This window comes from Scandinavium sp. NPDC088450, from assembly GCF_044900545.1.
In the GTDB taxonomy this organism is placed as follows: domain Bacteria; phylum Pseudomonadota; class Gammaproteobacteria; order Enterobacterales; family Enterobacteriaceae; genus Scandinavium.
The window spans coordinates 1-17,669 of record NZ_JBJDNI010000001.1 but is presented as its reverse complement, the minus strand read 5'-3'; the positions used below and the strand labels follow the sequence as shown (position 1 = coordinate 17,669).

The 17,669-nt window shown below is 52.5% G+C and carries 18 protein-coding genes and 1 pseudogene; 12 read left to right on the top strand and 7 right to left on the bottom strand.

What is annotated here, in order from left to right; translation table 11 throughout:
* Positions 1-201 precede the first annotated feature (201 nt).
* The 6 genes from ACI2I2_RS00095 (at position 202) to pdeR (ending at position 8,169) form a co-directional block, all read left to right on the top strand.
* The gene (locus ACI2I2_RS00095; protein WP_404656022.1) at positions 202-870 is read left to right on the top strand and encodes a helix-turn-helix domain-containing protein; all 669 of its coding nucleotides are present in this window, start codon (positions 202-204) and stop codon (positions 868-870) included.
* An 89-nt stretch (positions 871-959) separates the two neighbouring features.
* On the top strand, positions 960-1,586 hold the full coding sequence (locus ACI2I2_RS00090) for a helix-turn-helix domain-containing protein (RefSeq protein WP_404656021.1): 627 nt from the start codon (positions 960-962) through the stop codon (positions 1,584-1,586).
* Positions 1,587-1,819: 233 nt separating this feature from the next.
* Positions 1,820-2,608, top strand: a complete 789-nt coding sequence (gene fabI, locus ACI2I2_RS00085; protein WP_404656020.1) for an enoyl-ACP reductase FabI — start codon at positions 1,820-1,822, stop codon at positions 2,606-2,608.
* A gap of 147 nt (positions 2,609-2,755) precedes the next feature.
* Positions 2,756-3,865, top strand: a complete 1,110-nt coding sequence (locus ACI2I2_RS00080) for a CMD domain-containing protein (protein ID WP_404656019.1) — start codon at positions 2,756-2,758, stop codon at positions 3,863-3,865.
* Between the two features lie 81 nt (positions 3,866-3,946).
* Positions 3,947-5,884, top strand: coding sequence for an exoribonuclease II (locus ACI2I2_RS00075; RefSeq protein WP_404656018.1), 1,938 nt, complete (start codon positions 3,947-3,949; stop codon positions 5,882-5,884).
* 293 nt (positions 5,885-6,177) lie between these two features.
* Positions 6,178-8,169, top strand: coding sequence for a cyclic di-GMP phosphodiesterase (gene pdeR, locus ACI2I2_RS00070; protein ID WP_404656017.1), 1,992 nt, complete (start codon positions 6,178-6,180; stop codon positions 8,167-8,169).
* Between the two features lie 49 nt (positions 8,170-8,218).
* On the opposite strand, the gene ACI2I2_RS00065 is transcribed toward pdeR, so the two are convergent.
* Positions 8,219-9,088: a crotonase/enoyl-CoA hydratase family protein gene (locus ACI2I2_RS00065; protein ID WP_404656463.1), complete on the bottom strand. Its 870-nt coding sequence runs from the start codon at positions 9,086-9,088 to the stop codon at positions 8,219-8,221.
* Positions 9,089-9,278: 190 nt separating this feature from the next.
* On the opposite strand from ACI2I2_RS00065, the gene ACI2I2_RS00060 reads away from it, so the two are divergent.
* The 3 genes from ACI2I2_RS00060 to osmB all read left to right on the top strand — a co-directional run bounded on the left by ACI2I2_RS00060 (position 9,279) and on the right by osmB (position 10,743).
* Positions 9,279-9,461, top strand: a complete 183-nt coding sequence (locus tag ACI2I2_RS00060) for a hypothetical protein (protein ID WP_330981882.1) — start codon at positions 9,279-9,281, stop codon at positions 9,459-9,461.
* 19 nt (positions 9,462-9,480) lie between these two features.
* Positions 9,481-10,230, top strand: coding sequence for a DNA-binding transcriptional regulator YciT (locus ACI2I2_RS00055; protein WP_404656016.1), 750 nt, complete (start codon positions 9,481-9,483; stop codon positions 10,228-10,230).
* Positions 10,231-10,524: 294 nt separating this feature from the next.
* A complete protein-coding gene (osmB, locus tag ACI2I2_RS00050; RefSeq protein ID WP_330981884.1) occupies positions 10,525-10,743 on the top strand; it encodes an osmotically-inducible lipoprotein OsmB in 219 nt (72 codons plus the stop codon).
* Between the two features lie 108 nt (positions 10,744-10,851).
* On the opposite strand, the gene yciH is transcribed toward osmB, so the two are convergent.
* From yciH to pgpB, 5 genes are all read right to left on the bottom strand, one after another.
* On the bottom strand, positions 10,852-11,178 hold the full coding sequence (gene yciH, locus ACI2I2_RS00045) for a stress response translation initiation inhibitor YciH (protein WP_404656015.1): 327 nt from the start codon (positions 11,176-11,178) through the stop codon (positions 10,852-10,854).
* Complete coding sequence (gene pyrF / locus ACI2I2_RS00040) at positions 11,178-11,903, bottom strand: orotidine-5'-phosphate decarboxylase (RefSeq protein WP_404656462.1); 726 nt, start codon at positions 11,901-11,903, stop codon at positions 11,178-11,180. Before pyrF ends, yciH begins: the two co-directional genes overlap by 1 nt.
* Positions 11,904-12,226: 323 nt before the next feature.
* Positions 12,227-13,396 (bottom strand): lipopolysaccharide assembly protein LapB, encoded by a 1,170-nt coding sequence (gene lapB, locus ACI2I2_RS00035; protein WP_404656014.1) that lies wholly within the window; start codon positions 13,394-13,396, stop codon positions 12,227-12,229.
* 6 nt (positions 13,397-13,402) lie between these two features.
* Positions 13,403-13,711 carry a LapA family protein gene (locus tag ACI2I2_RS00030; protein WP_404656013.1) on the bottom strand — a complete coding sequence of 103 codons (309 nt, stop codon included), beginning with the start codon at positions 13,709-13,711 and terminating at the stop codon, positions 13,403-13,405.
* Between the two features lie 151 nt (positions 13,712-13,862).
* Positions 13,863-14,627, bottom strand: coding sequence for a phosphatidylglycerophosphatase B (gene pgpB, locus ACI2I2_RS00025; RefSeq protein WP_404656012.1), 765 nt, complete (start codon positions 14,625-14,627; stop codon positions 13,863-13,865).
* 179 nt (positions 14,628-14,806) lie between these two features.
* Between pgpB and ribA the strand changes: the two genes are divergently transcribed.
* The 3 genes from ribA to trpS all read left to right on the top strand — a co-directional run bounded on the left by ribA (position 14,807) and on the right by trpS (position 17,386).
* Positions 14,807-15,397 carry a GTP cyclohydrolase II gene (gene ribA, locus ACI2I2_RS00020; RefSeq protein WP_330981890.1) on the top strand — a complete coding sequence of 197 codons (591 nt, stop codon included), beginning with the start codon at positions 14,807-14,809 and terminating at the stop codon, positions 15,395-15,397.
* A gap of 338 nt (positions 15,398-15,735) precedes the next feature.
* Complete coding sequence (locus tag ACI2I2_RS00015) at positions 15,736-16,152, top strand: NlpC/P60 family protein (RefSeq protein ID WP_404656461.1); 417 nt, start codon at positions 15,736-15,738, stop codon at positions 16,150-16,152.
* Positions 16,153-16,366: 214 nt separating this feature from the next.
* Positions 16,367-17,386 (top strand): tryptophan--tRNA ligase, encoded by a 1,020-nt coding sequence (gene trpS, locus ACI2I2_RS00010; protein WP_404656011.1) that lies wholly within the window; start codon positions 16,367-16,369, stop codon positions 17,384-17,386.
* A 109-nt stretch (positions 17,387-17,495) separates the two neighbouring features.
* Here the strand turns inward: trpS and ACI2I2_RS00005 are convergent.
* A pseudogene (locus ACI2I2_RS00005) lies at positions 17,496-17,669 on the bottom strand (IS110 family transposase); the annotation flags it as partial.

Below are 17,669 nucleotides of genomic sequence, written 5' to 3'. Positions count from 1 at the left end.
ATTGCGGAAATTATTATGCAAAGCTCATATTACATTCAATAAATTTATCATTCCAAAAATACACCCCACCCCACATCGGTTTTGTTTATTATTCAATATTCTTGTTGTCTATTTTTGGACCGGCCCGGGCTATTCATCTACCCACTTTATTTAGGGATAATCGCAGGACTTTTCTTAGACGCTGATGATGAGGATAGCCCAATGCTAAGCGATGCAGTTTATCCGGGGAAACACCCACCAGGTTTTATCAACAAAAAAGAAGCAAAGCCTGTGGAGCACATTCAACGGCTTATTGAGAGTTTTCAATCGCAAGCCAAAGAGATAAGTACCAGCGCTCATCATCCCCTTAATTTATCTGAGGCCAATAACGCGCTCTGTTTCCTGTTGCATCGCGGACATGTCGATTTGTTCAACCCCAAACGGAATCTGGTGTTGAATACTGAACATGCCCCGTTTGTTTTCGGGTTCAGCAGATTGTGTTCCTCTTCGCCCGCCATCGCATTGATGCCATCTTCGGACGCCGCGTTTAGCGTGCTGCCGCTGGCGAATGCCTGTGACATCGTGGCGAAAAAGCAGCTTTGGCAGTCGCTCTCTTATTTGCTGATGTATCTTTCTTCGCGAGTTTACGATCACAGCACGCGCTTGTCTCAGATGAACTCCTACGAGACGGTGAGAAATATCCTTTTGGAACTGTGCGAAGAAAGTGAAGAATTGCGGGCTGAGACGTCGGTGTTGCACTATATCCAAAGCCGCAGTTATTTATCGCGAAGCGGAATTATGCGCATCCTCTCTGAGTTACGTGCCGGGAATTACATTACCCTTCAGAACGGGACCCTGGTTGACGTGCAGACCCTGCCCAAAAAGTTCTGAAGCCGTCCGCTCGTCGTCGCGACGGCTAAACGAAAATGTCTCAATTTATCTATACTTATAGAAGACCCACCTGGTCAGGTACTCAGTGCATGAACAACAGTCATTTCTCATTGAGCCACATGAACGAAACCTTTCCCTTCGCCAAAACGCTGGTGGAGGCGTTATTGCCTTTTGCTGAGGTCAAACGTTATCCGAAAGGAACCCGTATTAATATCCTTAACGGGGAGACGCGGGTCTGTCAGTTGATTCTTTCGGGTTCCATTGAGATTCGCCGTAAATCAGACAATTTGCTGATCGTCACGCTACTGCCGCCGAACATTCTTGGGCTGAGCGTCCGCGAGATTTACGTGATAACCAAAGAATCTTGTCAGGTTGCCACGCTGCCACTGGATGAAGCCTATCGCCACTTTAGCGAGCTCGGCCTGTGGGAAACCGTCGCCCAGCATCTGTTAGCCGTGACCAATAAACTTTACTCGTACAGCAAGCAACTCAGCGCGCCAACCGTGTATGAAATTATCTGTTTTAAGCTGGTTGAGTTGATGAATGAGCCGGAATTAATCCGCACCAACATCGCCGTTGAGCGCTATATTCGTGAAAAAACGCATATTTCGCGCAGCAGCGTGATGAAGATCCTCGCCGATTTAAAAACCGGCGGATATATCGTCCTTGAAGAAGGCCGACTCCTCGAAATCCGTCATCTGCCGTCAAAATACTGATCCCGGTTCATCAGGTTGGATCTGTCCTTCTGGCTGTGGCTGATATAATAGAAAGATGTCGAATTTGTGTTCTCCATCGCCCTGAATCGTGGGTGCGATGTAAAAATCACGTGACAATTCAGGCGTGTAGTGGGCTATAATTTCGCCCTGCTCTCTCTATAATTCTGGCTTACATTATTGTAACTCAATGAATATAAAGCCAAAAATAAGCAATGACATAAGGATTAAAAGCTATGGGTTTTCTTTCCGGTAAGCGCATTCTGGTGACTGGCGTTGCCAGCAAACTGTCCATCGCCTACGGTATCGCTCAGGCAATGCACCGCGAAGGCGCTGAACTGGCCTTCACCTACCAGAACGACAAGCTGAAAGGCCGTGTTGAAGAGTTCGCCGCAAATCTGGGTTCCAGCCTTGTTCTGGAATGCGACGTTGCTCAGGACGAAAGCATTGACGCTCTGTTTGCTGAACTGGGTAAAACCTGGCCGAAATTTGACGGTTTCGTGCACTCAATCGGTTTCGCACCAGGCGATCAGCTGGACGGCGACTATGTGAATGCCGTAACCCGTGAAGGCTTCAAAATCGCTCACGACATCAGCTCTTACAGCTTCGTGGCCATGGCAAAAGCTTGCCGCTCCATGCTGAACCCAGGTTCTGCGCTGCTGACCCTGTCCTATCTGGGCGCTGAGCGTGCTATCCCTAACTACAACGTGATGGGTCTGGCAAAAGCGTCTCTGGAAGCTAACGTGCGCTACATGGCGAACGCGATGGGTCCAGAAGGTGTACGTGTTAACGGTATCTCTGCTGGCCCAATCCGTACTCTGGCGGCTTCCGGCATCAAAGATTTCCGTAAGATGCTGGCTCACTGCGAAGCGGTTACCCCAATTCGCCGTACCGTGACTATCGAAGATGTGGGCAACAGCGCAGCATTCCTGTGTTCTGACCTGTCTGCCGGTATCTCCGGTGAAGTCGTTCACGTTGACGGTGGCTTCAGCATCGCCGCGATGAACGAGCTGGAACTGAAATAAGTTCTGCTGCCGCCCTGCGCTCGCGGGGCGGTTTTTCCCTCGTTATTCCACTCTGTTATTTGTTATCACGCATCAATCTTTTTCCCCGCCCTCGCCTTACGTCAGGATAGTCAGTCATAAACGATACGACGCCCTGAAGGAATCCCCATGGAGCAACGCCGCGTTTACGGCAAAGGCCAGTGGTACCATGAAACACAAGCGAGAAATCAGGCTGCAGATGTGCTGCCTCTGGTGCCTGAAGCGGCCCATGTCGCCGATCGATTTCTGCTGGATTTGACGCTGCCAGAGCAAGTCAGTGACGACTGTCAGCCGTGGTTACACCTCTCTTCAAAGATTGCCGTCCATTTGTTTCCCAATGACGTCGCCGTCACCCGCCTGAATACCTTCAGCGCCTATGACCGTCTGAGCACCGCACTGACAGTGGCCCAGGTCTTTGGCGTGCAGCGGTTGTGCAACCATTATGCCGCGCGGCTGGCCCCTTTACCGGGCCCGGACTCTTCACGCGAAAGCAATCACCGCCTGGCGCAAATCACGCAATATGCTCGCCAGCTGGCAAGTTCTCCTTCAGTCATTTGCTCTGCATCACGTCAGCAGCTTGATGCCGTTGGTCTTAGCGTGCCTGATATTGTGCTGATGACTCAGATTGTTGGTTTTGTCGGCTATCAGGCGCGTGTGATTGCCGCAGGTCAGGCCTTGCTCGGCCTTCCGGTTCGTTGGCTGCCGGGAATGCCCGTTCAGGACGAGGCTCCCGCTTCTCTGTTTGATGTTCAAACGCAAGCCTGGAAATCCGATCTCGCTGCTATTGAAAATCATGATTTCAGCAACCTTCAGCTGGATGCGCTCTTACCTTTGTTGGCGTGGGACAACGTGCTGCTGAAGCTGGAAATTGATCTTCTGGATACCCTGCATGTGGAGCCGGAATACACCACATTGATTGCTGTGCTGAATGCCAGAATAAACGGCAGCGCCAGTTGCTTCTGGCAGCACGCGCAGGACGAATCCTTGTTACTGGCTATTCTTGAGGGGGAAAATGCGTTGCTGAAGTGGGCCCAGAATAACCCCGCCGCGCTCGCCATGATCCAGGCCGTTCAGCTCTTAACCAAAGCGCCGGACCGATTTAGCGCCGCGCAGTTTACCCCTTTGCTCGATAACAATCTCTCGCCCGCACAGGCTTTCACGCTGCTGGCCCTGAGTGGGGTAAATGGCTGGCTAAATCGGCTAAAAATCGGCCTTGGCGAGGCGTTACCTGTTACGTAAAAGCCTTAAAGACCGCTTGCTGCAACAGGGATATTCGCGTAAAACTGTCAGCCGCTCTTTTGGCCACGAAAATACATAATTATGTTTCAGGACAACCCGCTGCTTGCGCAGCTAAAACAGCAACTTCATTCCCAGACTCCCCGCGCTGAAGGCGTGGTGAAAGGCACGGAAAAAGGCTTTGGCTTTTTAGAAGTCGATGCTCAGAAAAGCTATTTCATTCCGCCGCCGCAGATGAAAAAAGTGATGCATGGCGACCGTATTATCGCCACCATCCATAGCGACAAGGGCAAAGAAAGCGCCGAACCAGAAGAGCTGGTCGAGCCTTTCCTGACGCGTTTCGTTGGCCGGGTACAGAAAAAAGATGACCGCCTGTCGATCGTGCCCGATCATCCCCTGCTGAAAGATGCCATCCAGTGCCGTCCTGTGCGCAGCCTGGAACACGATTTTAATGACGGCGACTGGGCGGTGGCGGAAATGCGCCGTCATCCGCTGAAAGGCGATCGCAGTTTCTATGCCGAACTGACCCAATTCATCACCTTTGGTGACGATCACTTCGTGCCATGGTGGGTTACGCTGGCTCGCCATAACCTCGAAAAAGTGGCACCGGAAGGCACCGCCACCGACATGCAGGACGAAGGTCTTGAGCGCCGCGATTTAACCGGACTGGACTTTGTCACCATCGACAGCGCCAGCACCGAAGATATGGACGATGCGCTGTATGCAGAAGTTGCCGCCGACGGCAAACTGCATCTCACCGTCGCTATCGCCGATCCGACAGCGTGGATTATCGAAGGCAGCAAACTGGATAACGCGGCGAAAATTCGTGCGTTCACCAACTATCTGCCGGGCTTCAACATCCCGATGCTGCCGCGTGAACTTTCTGACGATTTGTGTTCGCTTCGCGCCAATGAAGTGCGTCCAGTTCTTGCCTGTCGCATGATCATCGCCGCAGATGGCGCCATTGAAGACGATATTGAATTCTTCGCCGCTACCATCGAATCAAAAGCCAAACTGGCTTATGACGATGTGTCTGACTGGCTGGAAGGCAACGGCAACTGGCAGCCGCAAAGCGAAGCTATTGCCAACCAAATTAAGCTGCTGGAGCGTATTTGTGCGCTGCGTGGCGAATGGCGTCACAACCATGCGCTGGTGTTCAAAGACCGCCCTGACTACCGCTTCGTGCTGGGTGAGAAAGGCGAAGTACTGAATATCGTCGCCGAACCACGTCGCATTGCGAACCGTATCGTGGAAGAATCCATGATTGCCGCCAACATCTGCGCGGCTCGTGTGCTTCGCGATAAGCTTGGTTTCGGGATTTACAACGTTCACACCGGTTTCGATTCTGCGAAGACCGAACAACTGGCTGAGCTGATGAAAAGCCATGATGTTCACGTCGATCCGCAGGAAGTGCTGACGCTGGAAGGCTTCTGTAAACTGCGCCGTGAGCTCGACGCGATGCCAACAGGCTTCCTCGACAGCCGTATTCGCCGCTTCCAGTCATTTGCCGAAATCAGCATTGAGCCGGGTCCGCACTTCGGTCTGGGCCTTGAAGCCTACGCCACCTGGACTTCGCCAATCCGTAAATACGGCGACATGGTGAACCATCGTCTGCTGAAAGCGATCATTAAAGGTGAAACCCCGGCGCGTCCGCAGGATGACTCCACCGTGCAGATGGCTGAACGCCGTCGTCTGAACCGCATGGCTGAGCGTGACGTGGCGGACTGGTTGTACGCTCGCTTCCTGAACGACAAAGCCGGAACCGACACCCGCTTTGCGGCTGAAATTATTGATATCAGCCGCGGTGGAATGCGTGTTCGTCTGGTCGATAACGGCGCAGTGGCGTTTATTCCAGCGCCATTCCTGCACGCCGTTCGCGATGAAATGGTTTGCAGCCAGGAAAATGGCACCGTGCAAATCAAAGGTGAAACTGTTTATAAAGTGACGGATGTTATCGATGTAACGATTGCTGAAGTCCGTATGGAAACCCGCAGTATTATCGCGCGTCCTTTCCAGGCGTAACCCTAAAGGGCGGCTAATCCTTCTCAGCCGCCCTTACTTCCTTCTGAATGCGATAGTTAGCACAATTTTTTTCCTCTTTTCCCCCACATTCCATCAAAAGCGATCACACTGAAAGGGTGTAGCGGATTGCACATCACCAGACTGCCTGGTCGGTGCTCTTTTTTCGAGCCCACGGACTAGTATACGATTATAAGCTAATACAATATGTTGAGTTCTCACGTCCTGTTGATGGCCTGGCTGTACCGTTTATTTCACTGATTCCGTGACGCGCTTAAGTTGGTTTGGGAGAAAAAATGGCTGAGGAACTCGAGCTAAACCTGTTGTTTCGGTATCTGGGTACGACCAGTCCGTACTGGCGCTTATCGGGTGACAGCAATGCGCTGCACCTGTCAGCCAGTGAGGAAACCGATACACGTCAGGTTGTTGCACTGAGCGCGGAACAAGCTGACAGTATCCGCGAGATGACGGTGATCACCTCCAGCCTCACCCTGAACCTCAATCTTTACGGCAATGCCGTTCCTGTCCATTTGGTGGGCCGCAAAATTAATAAATCACAGTGGGCAGGCAGCGCGTCTGGCTGGGACGACACCGGCTCAGTGGCCCGAGACCTGGTACAAGGCCTCTCCTTCGCTGAGCAGGTTGTTTCTGAAGCAAACTCCGTGATTGTTATCCTCGATCGTCACGGCAATATTCAGCGCTTCAATCGTTTGAGCGAAGAATATACCGGAATGAAAGAGCAGGAGGTCATCGGCCAAAACGTTTTTAAGCTCTTTATGAGCCCGGCCGAGGCGGCGGCCTCCCGACGCAATATCAGTGGCTTCTTCAAAAACGGCAGCTCTTATGAAGTCGAGCGTTGGGTGAAAACGCGCAAAGGCCAGCGCCTGTTTTTATTCCGCAATAAATTCGTGCACAGCGGCAGCGGTAAAAATGAAATCTACCTGATTTGTTCAGGCACGGACATTACCGAAGAACGCCGCGCCCAGGAACGCCTGCGCGTGCTGGCGAATACCGACACCATCACCGGCCTGCCAAACCGTAATGCCATTAATGACATGATCACCGAAGCGATCACTACGCGCGGTGAACATCAGATTGGCATTGTGTATCTCGACCTCGATAACTTTAAAAAGGTCAACGACGCTTACGGCCACATGTTCGGTGACCAACTGTTGCAGTCCGTTGCCCTGTCAATTCTAAGCTGTCTGGAAGAAGGTCAGACGCTCGCCCGCCTTGGCGGCGATGAGTTTATCGTGCTGGCGACCAACACGTCTCAGGGCGGCCTTGAAGCGATGGCTTCACGCATTCTCAATCGCCTGCGAGACCCTTTCCGCATCGGGCTTATCGAAGTGTATACCGGCTGCTCTTTGGGCATTTCACTCGCGCCGCAGCATGGGAACGACCGCGAAAGCCTGATTCGTAACGCCGATACGGCGATGTATACCGCGAAAGAAGGCGGTCGGGGCAAGTTCTGTGTGTTCTCCCCGGAGATGAACCAGCGAGTTTTTGAATATTTGTGGCTCGATACCAACCTGCGAAAAGCGCTCGATAATAACCAGCTGGTTATCCACTATCAGCCGAAAATCACCTGGCGCGGCGAAGTGCGTAGCCTGGAAGCGCTGGTACGCTGGGAGTCGCCGGAACGTGGACTGATCCCGCCCGGTGAATTCATTTCTTACGCCGAAGAGTCCGGGCTGATTGTGCCGCTGGGGCGTTGGGTGATGCTGGATGTGGTGCGTCAGGTGGCGCTCTGGCGTGATAAGGGCATTAACCTGCGGGTGGCGGTTAACCTCTCTGCTCGCCAGCTTGCGGACCAGACCATTTTCAGTGATTTGAAACAGGCTTTACGTGACCTGAATTTCGAATACTGCCCGATTGACGTTGAGCTGACGGAAAGCTGCCTGATTGAAAACGAAGAGCAGGCGCAGTCGGTTATCCAGCAGTTCAGTGCTCTCGGCGCGCAGGTGCATCTGGATGACTTCGGCACCGGGTATTCTTCCCTTTCTCAGCTAGCCCGCTTCCCTATCGATGCCATTAAACTGGATCAGGTTTTCGTGCGAGATGTGCATAAGCAATCTGTCGCCCAGTCTCTGGTTCGCGCCATTGTGGCGGTTGCCCAGGCGCTGAATTTGCAGGTCATTGCGGAAGGGGTGGAGAGCGCCAAAGAAGATGCGTTTCTGACCAAAAACGGCGTTAACGAACGTCAGGGTTTTCTGTTTGCTAAACCTATGCCAGCAGCGGCGCTGGAGCGCTGGCTGAAGCGGCGTCAAACGCGTAATCAGCGTTAATCCTCAAAACAGGGGCAATCAATGCCCCCCTTTCAGACATACCTCTCCACTAACTGGCTTTACGCAATGCGGCTTGCGTGTGGCGATTTTGCAACATGACCAGACGTTCCATATAGGCGATGTCTTTCTCTTGCAGACAGAACGCCGCGTCGACCCAATCTTCCGTGATATCCATCAATTCGCTGCGGGGCAAGGTCAACACACGCTGGCGTGCGCGTAACATGGCCCTGACACCATTCAGTTTGGGCAACAGCGTGTCAATAAATGTTCTCGTCGACACATAGCTGTTCCCGGGTTCAAACAGCACGTCCACTAAGCCTCGCTGTTCGTGCCATTCCGCAGTATGCGCTTCTCCCCGGTAAATCAGTTGCTCGGCCAGTTTCATACCTGAACGCCGGCTCACCAGGGAGTAACCGCCCATACCGGGAAACAGATTGAAGGCGATTTCAGGAAACCCCATACGGGCATCACGCTGGGCAAGAATGAAATGATGCGCCAGCGCCGCTTCAAACCCGCCACCCAGTGCGCTGCCTTCTATCATCGCAATACTGATAGCGCCAGTATCAAAAGCGCGGGAGGCCGCATGTACACAGTCAACACAAGAACGGGCATAGGAGCGAAGCGCTTCTCGCCGTCCGTGACGAATACATTCCACGAAGAAACGCAAATCGCCACCCGTGTTGTAGATCCCCGACACCAGTGAACCCGTGACCCAAAAATCGACATCAAACCCCTGCTTCTTGACTAACCAAGAGAGGTTCATGATTTCTTCAATCAGCACATGATTGAAGCAAGGGCGCGGCTGGGCTCGCAGCATCATCCAGACGGTCCGGCGTTCCTCTTCATAGTAGGCTGAGAGCTGGGTGAATCGTTCAGCATCGGTAAACAATTTACAAGTAGGCTGATTAATCACAGTCATCATCTATTCCTCATAGAAAAAAGCGCGTTGCGCGCTTCTTCAGACTAATCCAGGCCATTTGGAGCGGGTATGCGAAGGTAGTAATTTATCATTTACTGTTATGTGTTTTAGCGGCATGACATTTTCCGCTTCTCTTTTGCCGCCATTTTTTGCATCATTGATTTTTATTACTTTTCTTTCAGGATTGCCTATGTCCAACCTTGATGCGCGTCAGTTAGCTCAACGTATTGATACCGTGCTGGATATTCTGGTGGCGGGAGATAACCACTCCGCGATTAAGAATCTGGAAATACTGAAAGCTGAGTTACTGGCTCAGGCGTCCGGCGAGCAAGAGTCCCCTTCTGCCCAGCCGAAATCCCCCTGGGAAATTTGAGAACAGCAACGATCTTGATATGAACACCAGACAACAATCAATTTTACAAATGGTGATCGACAAAGGCCGCATGAGCGTTGCCGATCTTTCCCGGATGACCGGGGTTTCAGAAGTAACTATTCGTCAGGATCTGAATCTGCTTGAGAAGCAGAGCTATCTGCGTCGTACCCACGGCTTTGCCGTCCCGCTGGACAGCGAAGATGTCGAAACCCGCATGATGAACAATTTTTCGCTGAAGCGTGAGCTTGCTGCCTTTGCCGCAAAGCTCGTGAGCCCGGGTGAAACGGTGTTCATCGAAAACGGCAGCAGCAATGCTCTTCTGGCTCGAGCCCTGGCAGAACAGTCAGGCATCACCATTATCACGGTGAGCAGCTACATTGCGCATTTGCTCAAAGAAACGCCGGGGGAAGTGATTCTGCTGGGCGGTATTTACCAGAAGAAAAGCGAGAGTATGGTTGGGCCACTCACCCGCCAGTACATTCAGCAGGTGCACTTCAGCAAGGCGTTTATCGGTGTGGATGGCTGGCAGCAAGAAACCGGCTTCACCGGCCGCGATATGATGCGTGCAGATGTGGTGAGTGCCGTGCTGGATAAAGGCTGTGAATCCATTGTCCTGAGCGACAGTTCCAAGTTCGGAGCCGTTCATCCCTACCCGCTTGGCCCTTCCAGCAAATTTAACCGGGTCATCACCGACGACGGGCTGTCTGCTGCACAGCAGCGTCAGTTAGAGATGTCAGGATTGACGGTAGACATCATTCCGCGTGACTAAGCAATCTGAGCCCCCGCCTGCGGGGGTTTTTCTTTTCCAACAGTCTTATCTGCTTTCATTTCACCACATCCTGACATCTATCAGACTGTTCTTACCCACCAATTAAGAGTTTTTAACCTCCCAGTTCGCTGCCAACGACGTAAAATTAATGTTAGCGATATAACAGGAAGTGACTATCACTTGCGTGATTTAAGTAACACCTGCGCAACACGTTCCATGAGCGCTTACGTTATTCCAACGGATATAACTGATTGTAAGACGTCTTCGTGGATGAATTATTCAGGAGAGAACTTTATGACTTCAATGAGCAAAAAAATGACTGCGGCTGTTCTGGCCGTGACCCTGGCCATGTCTCTGAGCGCATGTTCCAACTGGTCTAAACGAGATCGTAATACCGCTATCGGTGCCGGTGCCGGTGCGCTTGGTGGTGCAGTACTGACTGACGGTAGCACCCTGGGTACGCTGGGTGGTGCAGCAGTGGGTGGTATTATCGGCCACCAGGTAGGCAAATAATTCCCTTCACGGGAAATAATAAAGATAACGATATATTCAGGTCTGACTTACGCACCAAAACATTTGTTCCGGTAAAACAAGGGCCACGCATTGTGTGGCCCTTGTTATTTAACCGCCTGCCAGTTTGACTTTCATGCCTTTGGCTTCCAGCAGAGATTTAATCAGGTCGCGTTTATCCCCCTGAATCTCAATAATCCCGTCTTTCACAGAACCGCCGCAGCCACATTTTTTCTTTAGTTCTGCCGCAATTTTAATCAGTTCTGCGTCGTCAGCATCGATACCAGTCACCAGACAGACGCCCTTCCCTTTGCGGCCGCTCGTCTGGCGCTGAATACGCACGATGCCATCGCCTTTCGGGCGTTCTGGTGCGCTTTTCTCTTCGGCGATTCGTCCGCTGTCGGTGGAGTACACCAGACGACTGTTGCTGTCGTTCATCAGGCCTCCTTCACAAGCGATGCATTAATCTGACGCAGGGTCAGTGCCGGATCTTCTGATTGCGTCACAGGACGACCAATAACCATATAGTCTACGCCAGCAGCCTGTGCCTGCTCTGGCGTCATAATACGACGCTGATCGCCGGCTTCGCTACCTGCCGGACGAATGCCCGGGGTGACGAGTTTAAAGGCCTGGCCTAATTCCTGCTTGAAACGCACTGCTTCCTGAGCAGAACACACCACACCGTCTAAACCACAACGTTGCGTCAGGGCTGCGAGTTTCGCCGCATGATCTGCAGGAGAAAGAGTAATGCCCAAATCCTGTAAATCGCTGGCTTCCATGCTGGTCAGCACGGTCACCGCAATCAGCAATGGCGCATCTTTGCCAAAAGGCAGCAGCGCTTCGCGCGCCGCAGTCATCATGCGTGCGCCGCCAGAAGCATGGACGTTCACCATCCACACGCCGAGGTCTGCGGCTGCAGCGACAGCGTGTGCCGTGGTGTTGGGAATATCGTGGAATTTCAGATCGAGGAAGATGTCGAAACCGCGCTGTTGCAGATCACGGACAAACTGGGGTCCGAACAGGGTAAACATCTCTTTCCCGACTTTAAGGCGGCAATCGCGTGGGTCGATTCTGTCGACAAAGGCCAGCGCCTTGTCACGATTGGCGTAATCAAGGGCAACAACAACGGGAGAGGATGTAACAATACGGGATTCAGACGTCATGACCAGACCTTCTTGTTGATGGGCCGCAACCGGCGAAAAAACGGTAAACGGCGTGCATTCTACCTGCGAAGCGGTGAAATTGACAGGTTGCAATCGCGGCAAAACTCCCCTGTCTGACAAATAACACCGTTAGTTTAAGACCGGGATATCCGGGGCGACCACCGGGTTTGGCGTCCCTCCGGGAACCAAATCCCGGTGTTTCCCCTAATTCATTGACTTAAGTGAACGGCATTTCCTGCCTGACAAAGGGTTGCACGATGCCGACTTTGGATTTTGATAGAAACAATAAGTATGTTGTAACTAATGAGAGTGTTTTTAAAAAATTATTGGCCGTCTAAGCCACGGATAGGTTTTACAGTAGACCAGGCACGACAGGACGGGCAGTGCCAGTAAAGGGTGTAAGCGGTGAAGCCACATTTCTGACAACGATAGCGAGGTTTGCTGCGCACCTGCTCGCCAACCATGTCACGAAGCACCATCAGGCTCTCTTTCGCGCGCCCTTCTTCCGCTTCATTCAGGTGATAATCCATCAACTTGTGGAACACGCGCATGGTCGGGTGACGTTGTAACTGGCGGGTTATGTAGGTTTGGGCCGTATCTGCGCCTTCGCGTTGTTCCATGATTTGCGCCAACATCAGTTCTGCCGTGGCACCGGTATTTTCTTCTACCGCACGACGCAGGAAATGTTCCCACTCAGCGTCTTTACCTAACTGTTGATAGCAGGTTTGCAGCATTTCGAGCGTTTCGCTGACGAGTTCTCTGTCCTGGTCGATAACGCGCTGGAGAGATTCAACGGCTTTCGCGTAATCGCCTTTTGTCATCCACACCCGCCCCATCATGATGGAGATGCGTGCGCTGTTGCGATCTGCGGCAGCACCTTTTTTCAGCAACGTCATGGCTTTTTCCATGTCGTCATTGCCCATTTGCTGCAGTGCCAGCTCGCACCAGAAATGCGCAATTTCCGGACGGTGCTTTTCTTTGCCCAGTTTCACCAGACGTTCAGCGGTATCGATAGCTTTCTGCCAGTCGCTGGTGGCCTGATAAATTTGCAGCAGCTGTTGCAGGGCGCTGATACGGAAATCTGTTTCGTCGACCAGTTGGCTGAACATATCTTCCGCGCGGTCATACAGGCCTGCGGCCATATAATCGCGGCCCAGTTGCTGAACGGCCAATAAACGCTGATCGTAGGTTAACGAAGCGCTTTCCATCAACGTCTGGTGAATACGGATAGCACGGTCAACTTCGCCACGAGAGCGGAAAAGGTTACCGAGAGTCAGGTGAGCTTCGACGGTGCCGGTGTCCTCTTTCAACATGTCGAGGAACAGGTCTACGGCTTTGTCTTGCTGATTGCTCAGCAGGAAGTTAACGCCCGCGACGTAATCGCGGGACAGACGGTTAGCATCGTCCTGTTTGGACTGTTGTGCACTTCTGCGGCCCATATACCAGCCATACGCGGCGGCGACAGGCAAAAGCAGAAACAACAACTCCAGCATAGAGAATTATTCCTTCACCGCCGGAACAGCCGGCGCAGTCGGGACAGGGGTCGCCGGGGCAATTTGTTGCTCAAGACGTTTGATTTTGCGTTCTGCGCGCAGCAATGAAACGCGAGTACGCAGCCAGAACAGGCCACACACCAGCCAGCCGATGGCAAAACCTGCAGCAAAAAGAACCGCTAACAGCGTAGAGATACGAAACTCGCCCTGCGCCAGCAGATAGTTGAACGTCACCTGTTGATCGTTTTGCGCGCCCAGGGTGACCGAGATGACGAAAATCGCCAGCACCAATAAGAAAATGAGTAAATATTTCACATGACTTCCCGTTATGTGGTTTATGTGAATAAAGACTGTTCAATCTGCTGCATCCAGCCTTATAAAGTACCATCTTCGCCGCAAAGGCGAAACTGGCAAGCGTGCCGCACAGGGTCGATTTATGGGCGACCCCCCTCAAAATCAACCGCGGCTACTCTTCAGCCTCTCGGTTTCGGATTTCCCTTGCCTCTTCTGCTGGTGGCGTCAGTGGCCCACAGAATTTTTGTGCAAGCCAGGTGGCGAACATCACCAACAGCCCGGAGATCAGCGTCGCTACCACTAAATCACGCGGCCAGTGCATCCCCAACACTAATCGACTGCCCATGACGGCTATCGCCCAAACCAGTAGCACAGCGATGGTTACCGTTCTGCGACGAGGCCATAACAGCCCGACAGCTAACAGCGCCCAACTCGCAGCAAACATAGTGTGGCCTGACGGAAACGCAAAGCCTGTTTCTACCTGCCAGTGATGACGCAAAAACTCAGGCAAATCCTTCCGGTTTTCAAGTTGCTTCTGCACCAGTTGCGCACGCTCATTGCGTTTTAAAGTGTAGAACTCCTCCACTGGCATCTGCTGCGTTTTTTCAAGCCAGATAACGTAAGGTCGCGGTTCCTGCACCCGGTCTTTAATCCAGGACTTCACGCCCTGGCCAATCAAAATGGCCCCGGCAAGAATAAGAAACAGCACCACTGCGGCCCGCAGGCGAAAACGCAGGCACCATAAAAACCAGGCACAAAGAATGACGTGAGTAATAATGCCCCAGGGTTGCGTCACGGTTTCCGTTACCCAGTAGAGCACTTTGAGCCACCAGCTATTGTTACCTGGCTGCCAGTGCCAGCCGGAAATCCATACCGCGACGGGCATCACAAGCAACAGCGCCGTACCGACGGCCGTGCGTTTGGCGATAGACAGCATCACATCTCCTTTTTCCTTAAACATCACAATCATAACTGAAAATCGCCCGCTCGGTGAAGGAGGCCGAATTGTGCGCTTAAACAGCAGATAGCTGTCAGCCATTAGGTGAAGCTTGCGCGTTGTGGCAAAATGAGCGCAAACAGAAGGCACTTGCATGCCGATATAATCTGGAGAATCACATGCAGCTTAAACGTGTGGCAGAAGCCAAACTGCCAACCCCCTGGGGCGATTTCCTGATGGTGGGTTTTGAAGAACTGGCAACCGGTCAGGATCATGTCGCGCTGGTGTTCGGCGATATCGCAGGTCAAACGCCTGTGCTGGCTCGTGTTCACTCTGAATGCCTGACAGGCGATGCGCTGTTCAGCCTGCGCTGTGACTGTGGTTTCCAGCTTGAAGCGGCGCTGACCCACATTGCGGAAGAAGGCCGTGGCGTGCTGCTTTATCATCGCCAGGAAGGTCGCAACATCGGCCTGCTTAACAAAATCCGTGCTTATGCGTTGCAGGATCAAGGCTACGACACCGTTGAAGCGAACCACCAGTTAGGGTTTGCCGCCGACGAACGTGACTTCACGCTCTGTGCCGATATGTTCAAACTGCTGGGTGTGGATGAAGTTCGTCTGCTGACCAATAACCCGAAAAAGGTCGAGATTCTGTCTGAAGCAGGGATCAACATCGTTGAGCGCGTGCCGCTGATCGTAGGTCGTAACCCGAAAAACGCACATTATCTTGATACCAAAGCCGCTAAGATGGGCCACCTTCTCGGTAACTGATGTTCTGGCGGTATCTCTGGTACCGCCGGTTTATGTCATTATTTCGTTATCTTCATTTTGAATTCCCTCGCTTCATGTTTTCCCTTCGTTAAACACAGGTGTTCTGCAGGTTACAGCGCCAGGAATTAGCGGCAAAGTTGTGCCCTTATTACTCTGAGTAAAAAACAGACAGTTGGTATGATCTTCTCACGCCTCACAGGTCGTTGCTTGTGGTTCCTTTTTCCTGATTGTGCCGTGATTTCGTTATGTCTTTTTCAACTCCCCTGACTTCTGCTGTTTTGCTTTTTTTCCTGGCCTTTGCCACCTCATCGGTTCATGCGCTGAATCTGCCAACCAAAATGACCACCCTGAAACAGTCCACTGCCGAACAGGTTTCTTCGCGCCAGGGCAGCGGCCTGAAATCGGCCCTGCTACGTCAGTATGCTCAGTGGCAAGGCACACCTTACAACCTTGGCGGCAGCACGCGCCGCGGTATCGACTGTTCAGCTTTAGTGCAGAAGATTTTTTCACAGCACATCACCCTGCCGCGAACCACGCACCAGCAAAAAGCAAAAGGCATGAAGGTGGCAAAACATGAGCTGCGCCCAGGCGATCTGGTCTTTTTCAAATCGTCACCGCGAGTGCCGCACGTCGGCGTTTATATCGGTGATAAACAGTTCATCCATGCTTCGCAAAAGGTCGGTGTCACCATTTCACGACTCGACAATCCCTACTGGGCACCGCGTTATGAAACCGCGCGCCGCATCGTTCACTAAAACGTTGAAGTGTTGTTTATTGTCGAGCGAAGCGTTTTAGCGTACTTTTGAGGGATGAACAGCGAATTCGTAATCGTCTCTCACTTCTCCCTTCGTTGGTGGCAGCCTTAAACCAGGCAGCCTGATTTCCCCTATTCTTTTTTTATCTCAGGCCGCCGGAAGGCGTCCTCTCTGTCTACAGAACCGCTCTCCGGCTGCAATAAAGGAGCTTCTGATGACACACCAGACTGAACATTCTCACCTGATCCTCACCGGTGATCGCCCGACAGGCCAACTGCATCTCGGGCATTATGTCGGCTCGCTGCGTCAGCGAGTTGAATTGCAGACCCACTATCCGCAATACATTCTGATTGCCGACTTGCAGGGACTGACCGACAACGGCTCGCAGCCGGAAAAAATCGCCCGTAACGTGCTGGAAGTGATGGCCGATTATCTGGCCGTTGGCATTGATCCTCAGCTTTCAACGATTTGCCTGCAATCCGCGCTGCCTGCCCTGGCTGAGCTCACGATGCTGTATATGAATATCGTGACCGTCTCCCGCGTTGAACGAAATCCCACGGTGAAAAACGAAATCCAGCAAAAGGGGTTTTCTCGTTCGCTGCCTGCTGGTTTTCTGGTTTACCCGATAAGCCAGGCAGCGGACATTACCGCATTCGGGGCCGATCTGGTGCCGGTGGGTGATGACCAGTTGCCGATGATCGAGCAAACCAATGAAATCGTACACAAGATGAATAGCCTGCTTCCGCAACCTGTCTTACGCCACTGTAAAGCGCTGCTTAGCCCGGTGAGCCGCCTGCCGGGCATTGACGGCAATGCCAAAATGTCGAAATCGCTTGGCAATACGCTGACACTGTCTGCCAGTGAAGAGGAAATCCACAAAGCCGTGAGCGCTATGTACACCGATCCAGGTCATCTGCGGGTCAGCGACCCAGGGAAAATTGAAGGCAATGTGGTGTTCACTTATCTGGATGCTTTCCACCCTGACAGCAATAAAGTCGCCGCCATGAAGGCTCATTATCAGCAAGGCGGGCTCGGCGACAGGCTGTGTAAGAATGAACTGGAAACCTGTCTGCAGGAATTGCTAGCTCCTGTTCGTCAGCGCCGTGCTGAGCTGATAGCCGATAAAGGGATGTTGATGACGCTGCTAAAAGCAGGCAGTGAGAAAGCGCATGAGAAAACGCAACAAACGCTGGTCGCGGTGAAACGTGGGTTGGGTTTGCCGGTGATGTTCTGAGAAAAATGCCGGGTGGAGGCTAACGCCTGACCCGGCCTACGCAAGAGTTGTGATGTTGTGGGAAAATGCCGGGCCTGACCCGGCCGACACAACCACCTTGTAGATACTGTTATGCCACGCAAGCATTTTCTGTGTGCAACGTGGCATCGAACGGGCGTCCTGATTTCAGGACGCCGTACGCCACTTGTGCCAGTTTTCGCATCATTGCCCCGATTATCAGCTTCGCGTTCTTCCCGTTTTTCTCCAGCCTTTCCCTGAACACACGGCCCCATTCTGTTTTGTA